Here is a 15,324-nt window from a genome sequence, read left to right as displayed (position 1 = left end):
TCCTGCAACTTGCTTGTACTGCGCTGGGCTACCAGGACTCGAACCTAGAATGACGGTACCAGAAACCGTAGTGTTGCCAATTACACCATAGCCCACTGAAACGCAACCCCTGAGGGTTCTGTTTCTGTCTGCGCTTCCCGGCCGGATCTTTCGGCCCGCTCGGGCGGCGCAGGAAGAACATTACCCGAAGGTGTCCGACGCTCCAAAACGGGTATTGCCCGCGAGCAAGGCGGGAAGCTGGTCGAGGGCCGTGATCCGGACCAGTTCGGGACGTCCGCCCCGGCCGGCCCGGTCCAGCCAGACCCCGGTGAGCCCGGCGGCCGTCGCGCCCCCGGCGTCGATGTCGGGTTCGTCCCCCACGTAGACGACATCGGACGGCGGCAGCTCCAGCGCCGCACACGCAGCGAGGAAGGCCCCGGCGGCCGGCTTGGAGACCCCCAGCTCCGCCGCGCAGAGCAGGGACTCGAACCGGTCGCGCACCCCCAGCACGGTCAGCTTGCGGTGCTGCGGCCCCAGGGCCGAGTTGGACAGCGCGGCATGCCGGTACGCCCCCGCCAGGACGTCGAGCACGGGGACGGTGTCCGGGAAGAGCGACCAGGCGGCCTCGTAGTGGGCGACGTGGCGCTCGAACCAGGCATCGGCCTCGGCGTCGTCCATGGAGCGGCCGAGGAAGTCCCTGGCCCGGTCACGGCGCTGGCCCGGCCAGTCGGTCTCCCCCGCCGAGAACCGCGCCCAGTGGAGCCGGGTGACCCGCTGCCAGGCCTCGACGGCCTCGTCCGCCGTGGCATACGCGCCGGGCAGCCCCTCCACCGCGAGATGCCGGGCCATGCCGGTGGCGGAGGCCGTCGTGTGGTCGAAGATCGTGTCGTCGATGTCCCAGAGGACGGCTCTGATGGGCATACGGCCACGCTACCGCTCGTGGACCCAGCCGACGGCCGGAGGCCGGGGCCCCGTGACCGGGTCCCGGCCTCCGGTGCGTGCGGGGCGGTGTTACGCGGTCAGCTTGGACAGGGCCGCGTCGATGCGGGCGATCGTCTTCTCGCGGCCCAGGATCTCCAGGGACTCGAAGAGCGGCAGGCCGATCGTGCGGCCGGTGACGGCGACGCGGACCGGGGCCTGGGCCTTGCCGAGCTTCAGGCCGTGCTGCTCGCCGGCGGCGAGGACTGCGGCCTTGAGGGCGTCGGCGTTCCAGTCGGCGGCGATCAGCTCGGCGCGGGCGGTGACCAGGAGCGCGTCGGAGCCCTCCTTCATCGCCTTCGTCCAGGACGCCTCGTCGTGCACCGGCTCGTCCAGGAAGAGGAAGTCCACGTTGGCGGTGATCTCGGAGAGGACCGTGACCCGGGTCTGGGAGTGCGGGGCGATCCGCGCGAAGAGGTCCGCGTCGAAGGCCTCCGGGGCCCAGGGTGCGAACGGGGCCTCCAGCCAGGGGCCGCACGCCTCGGTGAAGGTCTTCACGTCCAGCCTGCGGATGTGCTCCGCGTTGACGTGCTCGCACTTCTTGAGGTCGAAGCGGGCCGGGTTCGCGTTGACGTCCTTGATGTCGAACGCGGCGACCATCTCGTCGATGTCGAAGATGTCGCGGTCCTCGGCGATCGACCAGCCGAGCAGCGAGAGGTAGTTGAGCAGCCCCTCGCGGAGGAAGCCGCGCTCGCGGTAGAGGTTGAGCGAGGCCTGCGGGTCACGCTTGGAGAGCTTCTTGTTGCCCTCGCCCATGACGTACGGCAGGTGGCCGAAGGCCGGGGTGTCCTTGGCGATGCCCAGCTCGATGAGCGCCCGGTACAGGGCGATCTGGCGCGGGGTGGAGGAGAGCAGGTCCTCGCCGCGCAGGACGTGGGTGATCTCCATCAGCGCGTCGTCCACCGGGTTGACCAGCGTGTAGAGCGGGGCCCCGTTGGCGCGGACGATGCCGTAGTCCGGGACGTTCTCCGGCTGGACGGTGATGTCGCCGCGGACCAGGTCGGTGAAGGTGATCGCCTCGTCGGGCATCCGGAAGCGGACGATCGACGCGCGCCCCTCGGCCTCGTAGGCGGCCTTCCGCTCGTCGCTCAGCTCGCGGCAGTGGCCGTCGTAGCCCGACGGGCGGCCGGCGGCGCGGGCGGCGTCGCGGCGGGCGTCCAGCTCCTCGGTCGTGCAGTAGCAGCGGTAGGCGTGGCCGGCCGCGAGGAGCTTCTCGGCGACGTCCTTGTAGAGGTCCATGCGCTGCGACTGGCGGTACGGGGCGTGCGGGCCGCCGACCTCGGGGCCCTCGTCCCAGTCGAGGCCGAGCCAGCGCATCGCGTCGAGGAGCTGCTCGTAGGACTCCTCGGAGTCGCGGGCCGCGTCGGTGTCCTCGATGCGGAAGACCAGGGTGCCCTGGTGGTGCCGGGCGAACGCCCAGTTGAAGAGAGCCGTCCGGACCAGGCCGACGTGCGGGTTGCCGGTCGGGGAGGGACAGAAACGTACACGTACCGCTGCGTTAGCCACGCTTGATCACCCTGTTGGTGAGAGTGCCGATGCCTTCGATGGTGACGGCGACCTCGTCGCCGACGTGGAGGGGTCCGACCCCCGCGGGGGTACCGGTGAGAATCACATCGCCCGGGAGCAGCGTCATCGCTTCCGTGATGTGGACGACCAGGTCCTCGATGGTCCGGATCATGTCGCTCGTCCGGCCGAGCTGGCGTTGCTCACCGTTGACCGTCGCCTGGATGGCGAGGTCGCCGGGGTCGAGGTCGGTCTCCACCCAGGGGCCGAGGGGGCAGGAGGTGTCGAAACCCTTGGCGCGGGCCCACTGCTTCTCCCGCTTCTGGGCGTCGCGCGCGGTGACGTCGTTGGCGCAGGTGTAGCCGAAGATGACGTCCTTGACCCGTTCGCGCGGCACTTCGCGGCACATCCGGCCGATGACCACGGCCAGTTCGGCCTCGTGGTGCACCTCGTCGGAGAAGGAGGGGTACTCGATGGCGTCGCCGGAGCCGATCACCGAGGTGGTGGGCTTGAAGAAGGCGACGGGGACATCGGGGACCTCGTTGCCGAGTTCGGCGGCGTGCTCCGCGTAGTTGCGGCCGATGGCCACGACCTTGTTGGGCAGCACGGGCGGCAGCAGCCGGACCTTGTTCAGCGGGACCTTGGTCCCGGAGAGCTCGAACTCGGAGTACGGGATGCCCTTGATGATGTCGAGGACGAGACCGTCGGGCCCGTCGCCCTCGACCGCGCCGAAGGCGACATTGCCGTCGATGGAGAACCTGGCGATGCGCACGGGTGCTGTCGCCCCTCACTGCTTGCTGGTGCTTGAAGACTGACGCTCCAGGCTAACGCGCGTGAGGGGCGCTCCCGCGCCGATTACTCCGCGGCGACGGGGGTGGCGACCGGCGCGGCGGCGGGGGCCTTCATGAGGATGGTGCGGCGCGGATTGGCCGTCTGGGTCGGCAGTACGACTGCGTGCTCCGGCCGTTCCGTCGTCCGCAGCGCCTCGGCGTCCTTGAGGTGCGCCAGCGTGGTGCGGCGGGGGTTGGCAATGTTGCGGAGCGTCATCGTCGTCTTCATCTGCCGTACGGACCCTGTCTTCGGGGCGCCGCCCGCGGGAGGGGCGCCGGTTGTCGGTTCTGCCGTCCCAGTAAAGCGTCAGGCTAAACATTCAATTCCCCTCGGGCGCCCGGAAGAGACGGCGATCATCATGTGAGTTTGCTCACGAACACCGGGATAATTGCCCTAATACGGGCGGTCGAGTTGGGTCCCTGAATCGGACATTGCACCACTGAATGAGTCATTCCGCTCCTGATCATGGCGACTGGGACACCCCCCACCCGCACCGGACTCGCACCCAATAGTCCGTAATGTCACTGAACAGCCTCCACGGCTTGTTACGCGGCCATCACAACGTGTCACGCAGGTCACAGCCCGGTACCTGGCCCTTGTTGGAGATCCGCCACTGTGCTGAAATTCCACGCACCGCCGCGGGTTTCAAGCCGGCGCGCAGGGGGCGCAACGCAGCGCCGAGTGGCGGCGGGAAGGGGAAGAGCGCCGGTCACTCACGACCACCATGGGGCAGGATTACGCCCCACCACGCCGACACCGTTTTCTCCGTTCATGACGGAAGAACGCCTGGTCCAGAGGTTGCGACGCTAGTGCAGGGACGTTTCAAGAGGGATGGCAGCGCTGCGGCCGAACAGGAGCCGCGCGGCGGGACCGACCGCGGCTCCTCGCCCCAGCACGCCCAGAACCCCGGACCGGCCGCGGCCGGTGACCACGGCGATCGCGAACGGCGCCCCGGCGCCGCACCGACCAACAACGCCTCCGAACCGGCCGCCGCGCCCAAGTCACGCGGCCCTGTCAACACGGGCTCACGCGTAGCTCTGCGCAACTGGCGCATCAGCACGCGCCTGGTCTCCCTGCTCGCCCTCCCCGTGGTCGCCGCGACCACCCTGGGCGGTCTGCGCATCAACGACTCCATGAACGACATCCAGCAGCTGGAGCACATGCAGCTGCTGACCCGGATGACCAAGCAGGCGACCGCGCTGGCCCAGGCGCTCCAGGAGGAGCGCGACCGGTCGGCCGGCCCGCTGTCCAACGGAGTCCCGGCGACCGACTTCAAGGTCACCGAGCCGCGCAAGAAGACCGACCGGGCGAAGAAGGCGTTCTTCTCTGCCACCGAGGACATCGGCGACACCACCGACGACGAGACGCTGGAGAGCATCCACGCCAGCGTCCAGCAGATCGCCGCGCAGCTCGGCTCCATCCGTGACATCCGCAAGCAGGCGTACGTCAAGGACAGCCCGAGTCTCCAGACGATCGACGCCTACAGCCAGCTGATCACCTCGCTGCTGAGCCTCTCCCAGGACATGGCGCAGGCGACCAGCAGCCCCGAGATGATCAAGCGGACCCGTGCGCTGGCGGCGTTCTCCTCCGCCAAGGAGTACGCCTCGGTCCAGCGCGCGGTCATCGCCGCCGCGCTGCCCGGCGGCGGCGATCAGAAGCCCGACCTCGACCGCAACGACCAGCAGTTCGGCCTGGCCGCGCAGCGCAAGGAGAGCGCGGCCCGCAACTCCTTCGAGGCGATCTACACCTCCACCGGCAAGAGCGCCGAGGAGCTGACCTCGACGCTGGACGAGGGCCATCCGGACATCAAGGCGGCGGACACGTACGCCAGGAAGATGCTGGAGAACCCGACCTCCATGAGCGGCGCCTCCTCGCGCCGTTCGTACATGGACTGGTACGACCAGGACTCCACCAAGATCAACGCCATGAAGGTGGTCGAGGAGACCCTCCTCAGCGACATGGAGAGCAAGGCGCGCGAACTGCGCGACGAGTCCCAGCGCGAGGCGATCATCTCCGGTGCGCTGATCCTCCTGGTCCTCGGCGTCTCCCTGGTCGGCGCCTTCGTCGTGGCCCGGTCCATGATCCGCTCGCTGCGCCGCCTCCAGGACACCGCGACGCGCGTCGCGCAGGACCGGCTGCCCGAGCTCGTCAAGCAGCTCTCCGAGTCGGACCCGCAGGACGTCGACACCTCCGTCGAGTCCGTCGGTGTGCACTCCCGTGACGAGATCGGCAAGGTGGCCGCGGCCTTCGACGACGTGCACCGCGAGGCGGTCCGTCTCGCCGCCGAGCAGGCCCTTCTGCGGGGCAACGTCAACGCGATGTTCACCAACCTCTCGCGCCGTTCGCAGGGCCTCATCCAGCGCCAGCTCTCGCTCATCTCCGAGCTGGAGTCGCGCGAGGCCGACCCGGACCAGCTGTCCTCGCTCTTCAAGCTCGACCACCTCGCGACCCGTATGCGCCGGAACGGCGAGAACCTCCTCGTCCTCGCGGGCGAGGAGCCGGGCCGCCGGTGGACCCGGCCCGTGCCACTGGTCGACGTGCTGCGTGCCGCCGCCTCCGAGGTGGAGCAGTACGAGCGCATCGAACTGGCCGCCGTGCCGGCCACCGAGGTCGCCGGCCGCGTCGTCAACGACCTCGTGCACCTGCTCGCCGAGCTGCTGGAGAACGCCACGTCGTTCTCCTCGCCGCAGACGAAGGTCCGGGTCACCGGTCACGCGCTGCCCGACGGCCGGGTGCTCGTCGAGATCCACGACACCGGCATCGGCCTGTCCCCCGAGGACCTCGCGGCGATCAACGAGCGGCTCGCGTCGCCGCCCACCGTGGACGTCTCGGTCTCCCGCCGCATGGGTCTGTTCGTGGTCGGCCGGCTGTCCCTGCGTCACGGCATCCGCATCCAGCTGCGCCCCTCGGACTCCGGCGGCACCACCGCGCTGGTCATGCTCCCGGTCGACGTCGCCCACGGCGGCAAGCAGCCGGCACCCAAGCAGGCCCCCGGCCAGCAGTCCCCCGGCGGTCTGCTCGCCGGCAACAACGCCAACGCCCCGGCCCAGGCCGGACGGCTCGCGGCGGGGCAGGGCCCCCAGCGCGGCCAGGTCGGTGCCGGTTCCGGTCCCCGGGCCGCGCTGCCGGCCCGCGACGGCAACCGCTCGCAGGGCGGGCCCGGCGGGCAGGACTCGGCGTTCCAGAAGCCGCAGGGCCGCTCGCCGCAGGACGGCGGCCGTCCGGAGGCTCCGCGTCCGGGTGGCGGCGGCCTGGCCGGCGCGTTCGGCGGTGCCCGGCTCGGCGCACGCGGCCAGGGCGACGGCTCCGGCCGTACGGACTCGGGCCAGCCCAGCCTGTTCGACCAGCGGCGTCCGGAGCAGAACGGCCCCGCACGGCAGGTCCCGCAGCCCCAGCAGGCCCGGTTCGACCAGGCCGGCCCGGGGCAGGGCCAGGGCGGTCAGGACGGCCGCGGCGCCTTCGAGCCGCCGCGCGGTCGCGGCGAGCGCCAGCTGCCTCCCGTCGGCGGCCCGCGTGCCGAACTGCCCGGGGCCCCGGCCCAGGGCGGTCCGAACGGCGGCTTCCCCGCCCCGCAGCGCCCGCAGACCACCAGCTGGGGCACCGACGAGCCGTCGGCCCCGCAGCACCGCTCCCCGCTCGACGCACCACGCGGTCACGAGGAGTCGGAGACCACGGGCCGGTTCCCGCAGCCGCTGCCGCCGCGTCCGCAGGCCGATGACCGCCAGGGCCCCGGCGCCACGGCCGAGTTCGCCCGCCCGGACTTCTCGGCACCCGCGCCCGGCGCGCAGCAGCAGGACCCGGACGTGGCGAGCACCTCGCAGTTCGCCCGCCCGGACTTCGGCGCCCAGCAGCAGCCCGCGCCCCGGCAGCGCGGCGACCAGGACTTCGGTGCGCCGCGCCCGCCCGCGCCGGCCGCCGACGCCCCGTACCGCCCGGTCCTGCCGCAGCAGCCGCAGCAGCCCGAGGCGCTGCCGCCGGCCTCAGGCCCCGGCGACGGCCGCACCCCGCTGTACGACACGCTGGAAACCAACTGGTTCCACGGTCCGCAGCAGGGCCAGCAGGGTGCCCAGCAGCAGCCTCCCGCCCCGGAGCCCGGCTTCCCGCAGCAGCCGGCGCAGGAGCCCATCGCTCCCGCCGGACCGCAGCGCGGCCTCGGCGACACGGGGGTGACGAGCAGCTGGCGCGCTTCGCCGAACGACGAGATCGTCCGGCAGGCGGAGCGGGTGAAGAAGCCCGCAGCGGGCGGAATCACCACGTCCGGTCTGCCTCGCCGGGTCCCGCGTGCCAACCTGGTGCCGGGCACCGCCCAGCAGCAGAACAACCAGACCGGTCCCCAGGTCTCGCGTGCGCCCGATGATGTGCGCGGGCGTCTGACCAATCTGCGCCGCGGCATCCAGCAAGGACGCCAGGCAGGCAGCGGACAGACCGGCAGTTTCCCCCTCGGCCCCACTCACCAGCAGGAGCGTTAGTTGAGCCCGATGAGTCAGGCCGCACAGAATCTGAACTGGCTGATCACCAACTTCGTGGACAACACCCCCGGGGTGTCGCACACGGTGGTGGTCTCGGCGGACGGCCTCCTGCTGGCGATGTCCGAAGGTTTCCCGCGCGACCGCGCCGACCAGCTGGCGGCCGTCGCGTCCGGACTGACCTCGCTGACGGCCGGTGCCTCCCGGATCTTCGAGGGCGGCGCCGTCAGCCAGACCGTGGTGGAGATGGAACGCGGCTTCCTGTTCCTCATGTCCATCTCCGACGGCTCCTCGCTGGCCGTGCTGGCCCACCCGGACGCCGACATCGGTCTGGTCGGCTACGAAATGGCTCTGCTGGTGGACCGGGCGGGCACTGTCCTGACCCCGGACCTCCGCGCGGAGCTCCAGGGCAGCCTGCTCCATTAGGCGGCCGTGAACCAGTGACACAGACGATCAACCCAGGTACCGCACTCAACCCTCGCCCGTCCGGCCGCTTACAGCCCCTCACCGGCCCCTTCAGACGGCAAGTCGACACCCTGCTGTCACGCCCGGAGGATTCATGACCCCGCCACCCGCCTCACCCGATCCGTACGGCGCGTCCAGTCACGCGTCGTACGAAGGTGAGGGCGACCAGCCGCTGGTCCGTCCGTACGCCATGACCGGCGGACGCACCCGGCCGCGCTATCAGCTAGCGATAGAAGCACTGGTCAGCACCACGGCCGATCCCGCGCATCTGGGGACCCTGCTCCCCGAGCATCAGCGGATCTGCCATCTGTGCCGCGAGGTCAAGTCGGTGGCCGAGGTCTCGGCCCTGCTGTCGATGCCCCTCGGTGTGGCGCGGATTCTTGTCGCGGACCTGGCGGAAGCCGGCATGGTGGCCATCCACCAGCCGGGCAACGGAGAGGCCGGCGGCGCGCCGGATGTGACACTGCTCGAAAGGGTGCTCAGTGGACTTCGAAAGCTCTAACGGCGGCGCGGCGACCCGGGCCACCACCTCGGCGAAGATCGTCGTGGCCGGTGGGTTCGGCGTGGGCAAAACCACGTTTGTCGGTGCCGTCTCGGAGATCAATCCGCTACGCACCGAAGCCGTGATGACGTCCGCGTCCGCGGGCATCGACGACCTCACGCACACCGGCGGAAAGACCACCACGACGGTGGCGATGGACTTCGGCCGCATCACGCTGGACCAGGACCTGATCCTGTACCTCTTCGGTACACCGGGCCAGGACCGCTTCTGGTTCATGTGGGACGACCTGGTACGCGGCGCCATCGGCGCCGTCGTCCTCGTCGACACCCGCAGGCTCGCCGACTGCTTCCCGGCGGTCGACTACTTCGAGAACAGCGGACTCCCGTTCGTCATCGCCCTCAACGGCTTCGACGGACACCAGCCGTACACCCCCGACGAGGTGCGCGAAGCGCTCCAGATCGGACCGGACACGCCGATCATCACCACCGACGCACGGCACCGCGCCGATGCGAAGAGCGGCCTGATCACGCTGGTCGAGCACGCTTTGATGGCCCGGCTCAAGTAGTCGCAAGTCGGTAGTGGCATACGGCAGTTACAGTAGTCACACGGGGGCGGACTGTGTCCTTTGACACGATCCGCCCCCGCATTCATAACGTTTCGACAGAGAATTACCCCCCGCCCGACACCGGATGCGCACGACCGGTGCCGCTGCGCTCACATGAGCCCCGTCTTTTGACGGGGCTCGTTCTTTATGCCCGATTTATCTGAGGCGTACGCCACTCGGAATCGCCCGTTCCAACTGTTTGGAACGGAACCCGTAGCCGTGCTGCAATTCGACCGACTCCCGAGTAGTACGGCCCTGAACAAAAAACGGCACAGCGTAGGTGTCGACGCCGAGAGGTTGTTGGTCGAGTGAGGCGTAACAACGAGGGCTCCCCGGCGCAGGCCGAGCGGGGCAACTTCACCCCGCCGTCGCGTGCCGCCGCGGGGCCGTCCGCCGACGTGTCCGAGGCGGCACCGGCCGGTGGCAGCACCAGCCGGCTGTCCCCGCGCAACTGGCGGGTGCCCACCCGGCTGAACGCCATCCTCCTGATCCCCGTGCTGGTCGGCCTGGTCATGGGCGGCTTCCAGGTGAAGGGCTCGATCAACACCTGGCAGGAGGCCCAGGACGCGGAGAAGACCGCGCTGGTCGTGCGCGCCGCCGCCGAGTACGGGCAGGCCCTCCTCAACGAGCGCGACCTCACCGCCGAGCCCCTGCTGTCGAACAAGCGGGACGACGACGTCGTCACCGAGGCCCGCGCCACCACGGACGCCGCCGCCGAGAAGTTCGACAAGGCCGTGCAGGGGATGCCGGCCACGCAGGGCCTGGAGCGCCGCCTCAAGCTGTTCAAGCTGGAGGAGCCCAAGCTCCCGCAGCTGCGCAAGGCCGCTTACACCGCCGCCATGGACCCGGTGAAGACCGAAGAGGGTTACGTCCAGGTGCAGCACTCCCTCATGGAGTTCTGCAACGAACTGGGCCTCGGCACCGGCAACATCACCAGCTACGGCCGTACCGTCTACGCGATCGAACTGGCCAAGGCTGCAGAATCGCTTCAGCGCTCCATTGGTATGCACCTCCTGGTGCGTCCCAGCAAGGAGAGCGGCAAGTTCAACGACCAGGTGAAGGCCTTCGGCTCGTACAACTACCTGGAGCAGATCGCCCTCGGTGAGTTCACCTCCGGTGGTACGGAGGCCGACGCGGCCCGGCTGAAGCAGGTCATGACCGCCAAGGCGACCGCCGGCGCCGCCGAGCTGAAGGCCGCCAAGCAGAAGGCCGAAGCGGCCGGGGTGCCGTTCGTGACGCCGCCGACCATCGACGGCTCGGTCTACGACGGCATGGCCCAGGAGATCGGCCTCGGCAAGGACCCGGCCCAGCTGAAGGCGAAGGGGATCACCCCCGAGACCTGGATGGCAGCGGCGACCGCCAAGTTCGACGGCTACACCACGGTCGAGGACGAGCTCGTGGACCGGGCGGTGGCCGAGGCCGCGGACATCTCGTCCAGCGCCCGCACCGCCGCCGTCGTCAACGCGACGATCGTGCTCGTCGCCCTGCTGGCCGCGTTCGTCCTGGCCGGGCTCATGGCCCGGCAGATGAGCCGCTCGATGCGCCGACTGCGTACCGCCGCCTTCGGCATCGCCGAGCAGCGGCTGCCCTCGCTGGTCGACCAGCTCTCGCGGACCGACCCGGGCCGGGTCGACACCCGCGTCCAGCCGATCCCGATCAACAGCCAGGACGAGATCGGCGAGGTCGCCCGCGCCTTCGACCAGGTGCACCGCGAGGCGGTCCGGCTCGCGGCCGAGCAGGCCATGCTCCGGGGCAACGTCAACGCGATCTTCACCAATCTCTCGCGCCGCAACCAGTCGCTCATCGAGGGCCAGCTGACCCTCATCACCGACCTGGAGAACAACGAGGCCGACCCGGACCAGCTGGAGAGCCTGTTCCGGCTGGACCACCTGGCGACCCGTATGCGGCGCAACGGCGAGAACCTGCTCGTCCTCGCGGGCGAGGAGCCGGGCCGCCGCTGGAACCAGCCGGTGCCGCTGGTGGACGTGTTGCGCGCCGCCTCCTCCGAGGTGGAGTCCTACGAGCGCATCGAGCTGTCCGGCGTCCCCGAGACCGAGATCCACGGTCAGTCCGTCACCGACCTCGTGCACCTGCTGGCCGAGCTGCTGGAGAACGCCACCACCTTCTCCTCGCCGCAGACCAAGGTGCGGGTCACCGCGACCCGGCTGCCCGACAGCCGCGTGATGATCGAGATCCACGACAAGGGCATCGGCCTCACCGCCGAGGACTTCGCCGACATCAACCACAAGCTCGCCAACCCACCGACGGTGGACGCGGCGGTCTCCCAGCGCATGGGCCTGTTCGTGGTCGGCCGGCTCGCCGACCGGCACGGCATCCGGGTCCAGCTGCGCCCCTCGGGCGAGCAGGCGGGCACGACCTCGCTGGTCATGCTGCCGGACGCGATCACCCACGGTGGCGGCGGCGAGGCCCCGGACCAGGACGACTTCACTGTCTCCTCGATGATTCCGCAGCAGCAGGCCTTCGACGCCCTGCCGCAGCAGCCGCAGCTGCGTACGGCGGCCGAACTCGGCTTCGACGACTCGCGCTACGAGGAGCCGTCCACGGACGCCCCGCAGCTCGACCCGGTGGGCCGCTCGCTGATGCGGGAGGAGCGCCGCGCGGCGCTGGAGGCGCAGACCGGCGGCGAGCAGCAGTACGCCGAGGCCGGGTACGGCTCCGACGCCGGCGCCGGGGACCCCTACGCGGCTCAGGAGTACGGCCAGGAACCGCAGCAGTTCGGCCAGGAGCCGCAGCAGGACGGGCAGGCCGTCCAGGCGGGACAGCAGGGTTACGCGCAGCCGGGCTACGAGGGCGGCTACGACCCGTACCGCGGCGACACCGGCTATGCCGGGCAGCAGGGCTACGACGGCTACGACCCCTCCCAGGGCGGCTATCCGGAGGCGGCGTACGCGGCTGCCGAGGCCCCCCAGCAGGGATATGACGAGCAGTACGGCGCCCAGCCCCAGCAGGAGGAGTGGCCTGGTCAGGGGGCGTACTCAAACGGCTTCGAGCCGGTGGCGCAGCCGGAAGCGGAATCTGCGGCGAGCGCTCCCGCCGAGTCGCAGGACCGCGTAGGCTTCGAGCGTTCGGGCCCCGTCCCGAACGCCGGCCACGAACTCACCGAAGCCGGTCTTCCGCGCCGGGGCGGCCAGCAGCACTGGCAGCCCACGGGCCGCGGGAACGGCCGGCCCGATGCCGCGCAGGAGCGGCCGCAGCAGCAGGAACTGCCGCAGCAGCCGTCGCCGGCGCGACAGGCCCCCGACGGAAACGCCGGAACCGACGGCTCCGACGACTGGCGCTCGGCCAACGACGAGCGCTGGGAGCGGGCCGAGAAGCTCCGGGAGCCGAAGGCAGGCGGGATAACCCCGTCCGGTCTTCCCCGGCGCGTGCCCAAGGCCAATCTGGTCGAGGGCACAGCCGAACAGACCCAGCAGGGCGGCCCCCAGGTCTCCCGCGCTCCGGAGGACGTGCGTGGCAGGCTGAGCAACCTGCGGCGCGGTGTCCTGCGGGGACGCAACGCGGGTTCGGACACAAGTAATACCTACAACCAGGAGCGTTAGTGTGAGCCCGATGAGCCAGGCGGCGCAGAATCTGAACTGGTTGATCACCAACTTCGTGGACAACACCCCCGGGGTGTCGCACACGGTGGTGGTCTCCGCCGACGGACTCCTGCTGGCGATGTCCGAGGGATTCCCGCGGGACCGTGCCGACCAGCTGGCGGCGGTCGCCTCCGGGCTGACCTCGCTGACGGCCGGCGCCTCGCGGATCTTCGAGGGCGGCGCGGTGAATCAGACGGTTGTGGAGATGGAGCGCGGGTTCCTCTTCATCATGTCCGTTTCCGACGGATCCTCGCTGGCCGTTCTCGCCCACCCGGACGCCGACATCGGCCTGGTTGGGTACGAAATGGCCCTTCTGGTCGACCGTGCCGGCAGCGTCCTCACTCCGGACCTCCGCGCCGAGCTTCAGGGAAGTCTTCTTAACTAGTAGACAGACAGTGCGTTTCGCGGCACCGCGCCATAGGGTTCGGTGGCGCGGACCCACTGGATTCGGGACCGGCAGGCGGAGGAGGCATCGTGGGTACACCCCCAGGCGGGCACCGGTTCGACGGTGGTCGGCACGTATCGGGTGAGCACGGGGACGATCGTTTCAACTTCCCCTCCGCACCCGGCAGACAGGGCGGTCAGCAGCCCTACCAGCCGTACCGGCAGCCGCAGCACGGCCAGGGCTCCGACTGGCCCCAGCAGGAGCCCCAGCAGCCAGGACGCCCGCAGCGTCCGCACCGGCTGGACGGTCCGCAGCAGCCTCCCCGTATCCAGCCGGTGCAGCCGCGGCGGGCTCCCGAGCCGGCTCCGGTCGCGCACAATCCGCTGGTTCGTCCGTACGCCATGACAGGTGGGCGGACCCGACCGCGCTACCAACTCGCGATTGAGGCGTTGGTCAGTACCACGGCTGATCCGTCCCGGCTGCAAGGGCAGTTGCCCGAGCACCAGCGGATCTGCCGGCTGTGCTTCGAGATCAAGTCGGTGGCCGAGATCTCGGCCCTCCTCTCGATCCCCCTCGGCGTGGCCCGGATCCTCGTAGCCGACCTGGCAGAGGCCGGACTCGTCGCTATCCACCAGCCCGGCGGCGACGAGTCCGCCGGCGGCCAGCCAGATGTGACACTGCTCGAAAGGGTGCTCAGTGGACTTCGAAAGCTCTAGCGGCGGAGCAGCCCGCTCCACTACCTCGGCGAAGATCGTGGTGGCAGGCGGGTTCGGCGTGGGTAAGACCACGTTTGTCGGTGCCGTCTCGGAGATCAATCCGCTGCGCACCGAAGCCGTGATGACGTCCGCGTCGGCGGGCATCGACGACCTGACACATACGGGGGACAAGACCACCACGACGGTGGCGATGGACTTCGGCCGCATCACGCTGGACCAGGACCTGATCCTGTACCTCTTCGGTACACCGGGCCAGGACCGCTTCTGGTTCATGTGGGACGACCTGGTACGCGGCGCCATCGGCGCCGTCGTCCTCGTCGACACCCGCAGGCTCGCCGACTGCTTCCCGGCGGTCGACTACTTCGAGAACAGCGGACTCCCGTTCGTCATCGCCCTCAACGGCTTCGACGGACACCAGCCGTACACCCCCGACGAGGTGCGCGAAGCGCTCCAGATCGGACCGGACACGCCGATCCTGACGACGGACGCGCGGCACCGGGCGGATGCGAAGAGCGCGCTGATCACACTGGTCGAGCACGCGTTGATGGCCCGCCTGCGGTAGGGGCGGCATACGCGCGAGGGCCCCGCACTCACAGGAGTGCGGGGCCCTCGCGCGTGTGCCGCCCGGCCTGGCGGCCTTGCTTGTCCTCAGTCGTCGGACGGGCTTGATACGCCCCGGACGGGCTCGGCCCGCCCGGGGGGTCAGCCCTGCCAGCTGTGGGGCGCCCGGAAGCCGGGGGTGCGCTCCAGGCGGCGCCAGCCCGCCGTGTCGCGGCCCCGGAGGGCGGGGATCTCGGCGGGCTGGGCGGCCGCGCGGGCGAGCAGGACCGCGGTGACGGCGGCCAGCTCCTCGGGGTCGGCGAGACCCTTCTCGACGCGCAGCACGGACTCGGCGGTGGCAGTGCTCATGGTGGTGTCTCTCCGTCTTCTGGGCAGCTCTTCGCGGGGCTCACAGGGTCGCTGCGGGGCCTCGGACTACTGCGGGGGGTTGCCGTGCTTGCGGGCCGGCAGGTCGGCGTGCTTGGAGCGGAGCATCGCGAGCGAGGCGATCAGGACCTCGCGGGTTTCGGCGGGGTCGATGACGTCGTCCACGAGTCCGCGTTCGGCTGCGTAGTACGGGTGCATCAGCTCGGTCTTGTACTCCTTGACCATGCGGGTGCGCATGGCTTCGGGGTCTTGTGCCTCGGCGATCTGGCGGCGGAAGATGACGTTGGCGGCGCCTTCGGCGCCCATGACGGCGATCTCGTTGGTGGGCCAGGCGTAGGTGAGGTCGGCGCCGATGGACTGGCTGTCCAT

At 70.3% G+C, this 15,324-nt stretch carries 14 protein-coding genes and 1 tRNA gene; 8 read left to right on the top strand and 7 right to left on the bottom strand.

Features of this window, described 5'->3' with window-relative positions; genetic code table 11:
- Positions 1–23: 23 nt before the first annotated feature.
- From B082_RS0110365 to B082_RS0110345, 5 genes are all read right to left on the bottom strand, one after another.
- Positions 24–95, bottom strand: a tRNA-Gln gene (locus B082_RS0110365).
- Between the two features lie 85 nt (positions 96–180).
- Positions 181–900 carry an HAD family hydrolase gene (locus tag B082_RS0110360; protein WP_018551724.1) on the bottom strand — a complete coding sequence of 240 codons (720 nt, stop codon included), beginning with the start codon at positions 898–900 and terminating at the stop codon, positions 181–183.
- 90 nt (positions 901–990) lie between these two features.
- Entirely contained in the window at positions 991–2,463 is a 1,473-nt protein-coding gene (gltX, locus tag B082_RS0110355) for a glutamate--tRNA ligase (protein ID WP_018551723.1), read from the bottom strand.
- On the bottom strand, positions 2,456–3,232 hold the full coding sequence (locus B082_RS0110350) for a fumarylacetoacetate hydrolase family protein (RefSeq protein ID WP_018551722.1): 777 nt from the start codon (positions 3,230–3,232) through the stop codon (positions 2,456–2,458). Before B082_RS0110350 ends, gltX begins: the two co-directional genes overlap by 8 nt.
- A gap of 83 nt (positions 3,233–3,315) precedes the next feature.
- Positions 3,316–3,519 (bottom strand): hypothetical protein, encoded by a 204-nt coding sequence (locus B082_RS0110345; protein ID WP_026249634.1) that lies wholly within the window; start codon positions 3,517–3,519, stop codon positions 3,316–3,318.
- A gap of 581 nt (positions 3,520–4,100) precedes the next feature.
- Here B082_RS0110345 and B082_RS0110340 point away from each other — a divergent pair.
- The 8 genes from B082_RS0110340 (at position 4,101) to B082_RS0110305 (ending at position 14,590) form a co-directional block, all read left to right on the top strand.
- Positions 4,101–7,760 (top strand): nitrate- and nitrite sensing domain-containing protein, encoded by a 3,660-nt coding sequence (locus B082_RS0110340; protein WP_018551720.1) that lies wholly within the window; start codon positions 4,101–4,103, stop codon positions 7,758–7,760.
- A gap of 9 nt (positions 7,761–7,769) precedes the next feature.
- Complete coding sequence (locus B082_RS0110335) at positions 7,770–8,183, top strand: roadblock/LC7 domain-containing protein (RefSeq protein ID WP_006127850.1); 414 nt, start codon at positions 7,770–7,772, stop codon at positions 8,181–8,183.
- A gap of 133 nt (positions 8,184–8,316) precedes the next feature.
- Positions 8,317–8,724 (top strand): DUF742 domain-containing protein, encoded by a 408-nt coding sequence (locus B082_RS0110330; RefSeq protein WP_018521347.1) that lies wholly within the window; start codon positions 8,317–8,319, stop codon positions 8,722–8,724.
- The gene (locus B082_RS0110325) at positions 8,705–9,289 is read left to right on the top strand and encodes a GTP-binding protein (RefSeq protein ID WP_018551719.1); all 585 of its coding nucleotides are present in this window, start codon (positions 8,705–8,707) and stop codon (positions 9,287–9,289) included. The genes B082_RS0110330 and B082_RS0110325 overlap by 20 nt, the downstream gene beginning before the upstream one ends.
- A gap of 347 nt (positions 9,290–9,636) precedes the next feature.
- Positions 9,637–12,888 carry a nitrate- and nitrite sensing domain-containing protein gene (locus B082_RS0110320; RefSeq protein ID WP_018551718.1) on the top strand — a complete coding sequence of 1,084 codons (3,252 nt, stop codon included), beginning with the start codon at positions 9,637–9,639 and terminating at the stop codon, positions 12,886–12,888.
- A gap of 10 nt (positions 12,889–12,898) precedes the next feature.
- Complete coding sequence (locus tag B082_RS0110315) at positions 12,899–13,312, top strand: roadblock/LC7 domain-containing protein (RefSeq protein WP_018551717.1); 414 nt, start codon at positions 12,899–12,901, stop codon at positions 13,310–13,312.
- Between the two features lie 89 nt (positions 13,313–13,401).
- On the top strand, positions 13,402–14,028 hold the full coding sequence (locus tag B082_RS37850; RefSeq protein ID WP_026249632.1) for a DUF742 domain-containing protein: 627 nt from the start codon (positions 13,402–13,404) through the stop codon (positions 14,026–14,028).
- A complete protein-coding gene (locus B082_RS0110305) occupies positions 14,009–14,590 on the top strand; it encodes a GTP-binding protein (protein WP_026249631.1) in 582 nt (193 codons plus the stop codon). Before B082_RS37850 ends, B082_RS0110305 begins: the two co-directional genes overlap by 20 nt.
- Before the next feature lie 140 nt (positions 14,591–14,730).
- Here B082_RS0110305 and B082_RS0110300 read toward each other — a convergent pair whose 3' ends face one another.
- The gene (locus B082_RS0110300) at positions 14,731–14,937 is read right to left on the bottom strand and encodes an acyl-CoA carboxylase subunit epsilon (protein ID WP_018551714.1); all 207 of its coding nucleotides are present in this window, start codon (positions 14,935–14,937) and stop codon (positions 14,731–14,733) included.
- A 66-nt stretch (positions 14,938–15,003) separates the two neighbouring features.
- On the bottom strand, positions 15,004–15,324 hold a 321-nt coding region (locus tag B082_RS35890; RefSeq protein WP_037709843.1), incomplete at its 5' end, for a carboxyl transferase domain-containing protein.

The sequence above is a fragment of the Streptomyces sp. ATexAB-D23 genome (assembly GCF_000373645.1).
Classification (GTDB): domain Bacteria; phylum Actinomycetota; class Actinomycetes; order Streptomycetales; family Streptomycetaceae; genus Streptomyces; species Streptomyces castrisilvae.
This window is presented reverse-complemented; position numbering and strand designations above follow the sequence as displayed.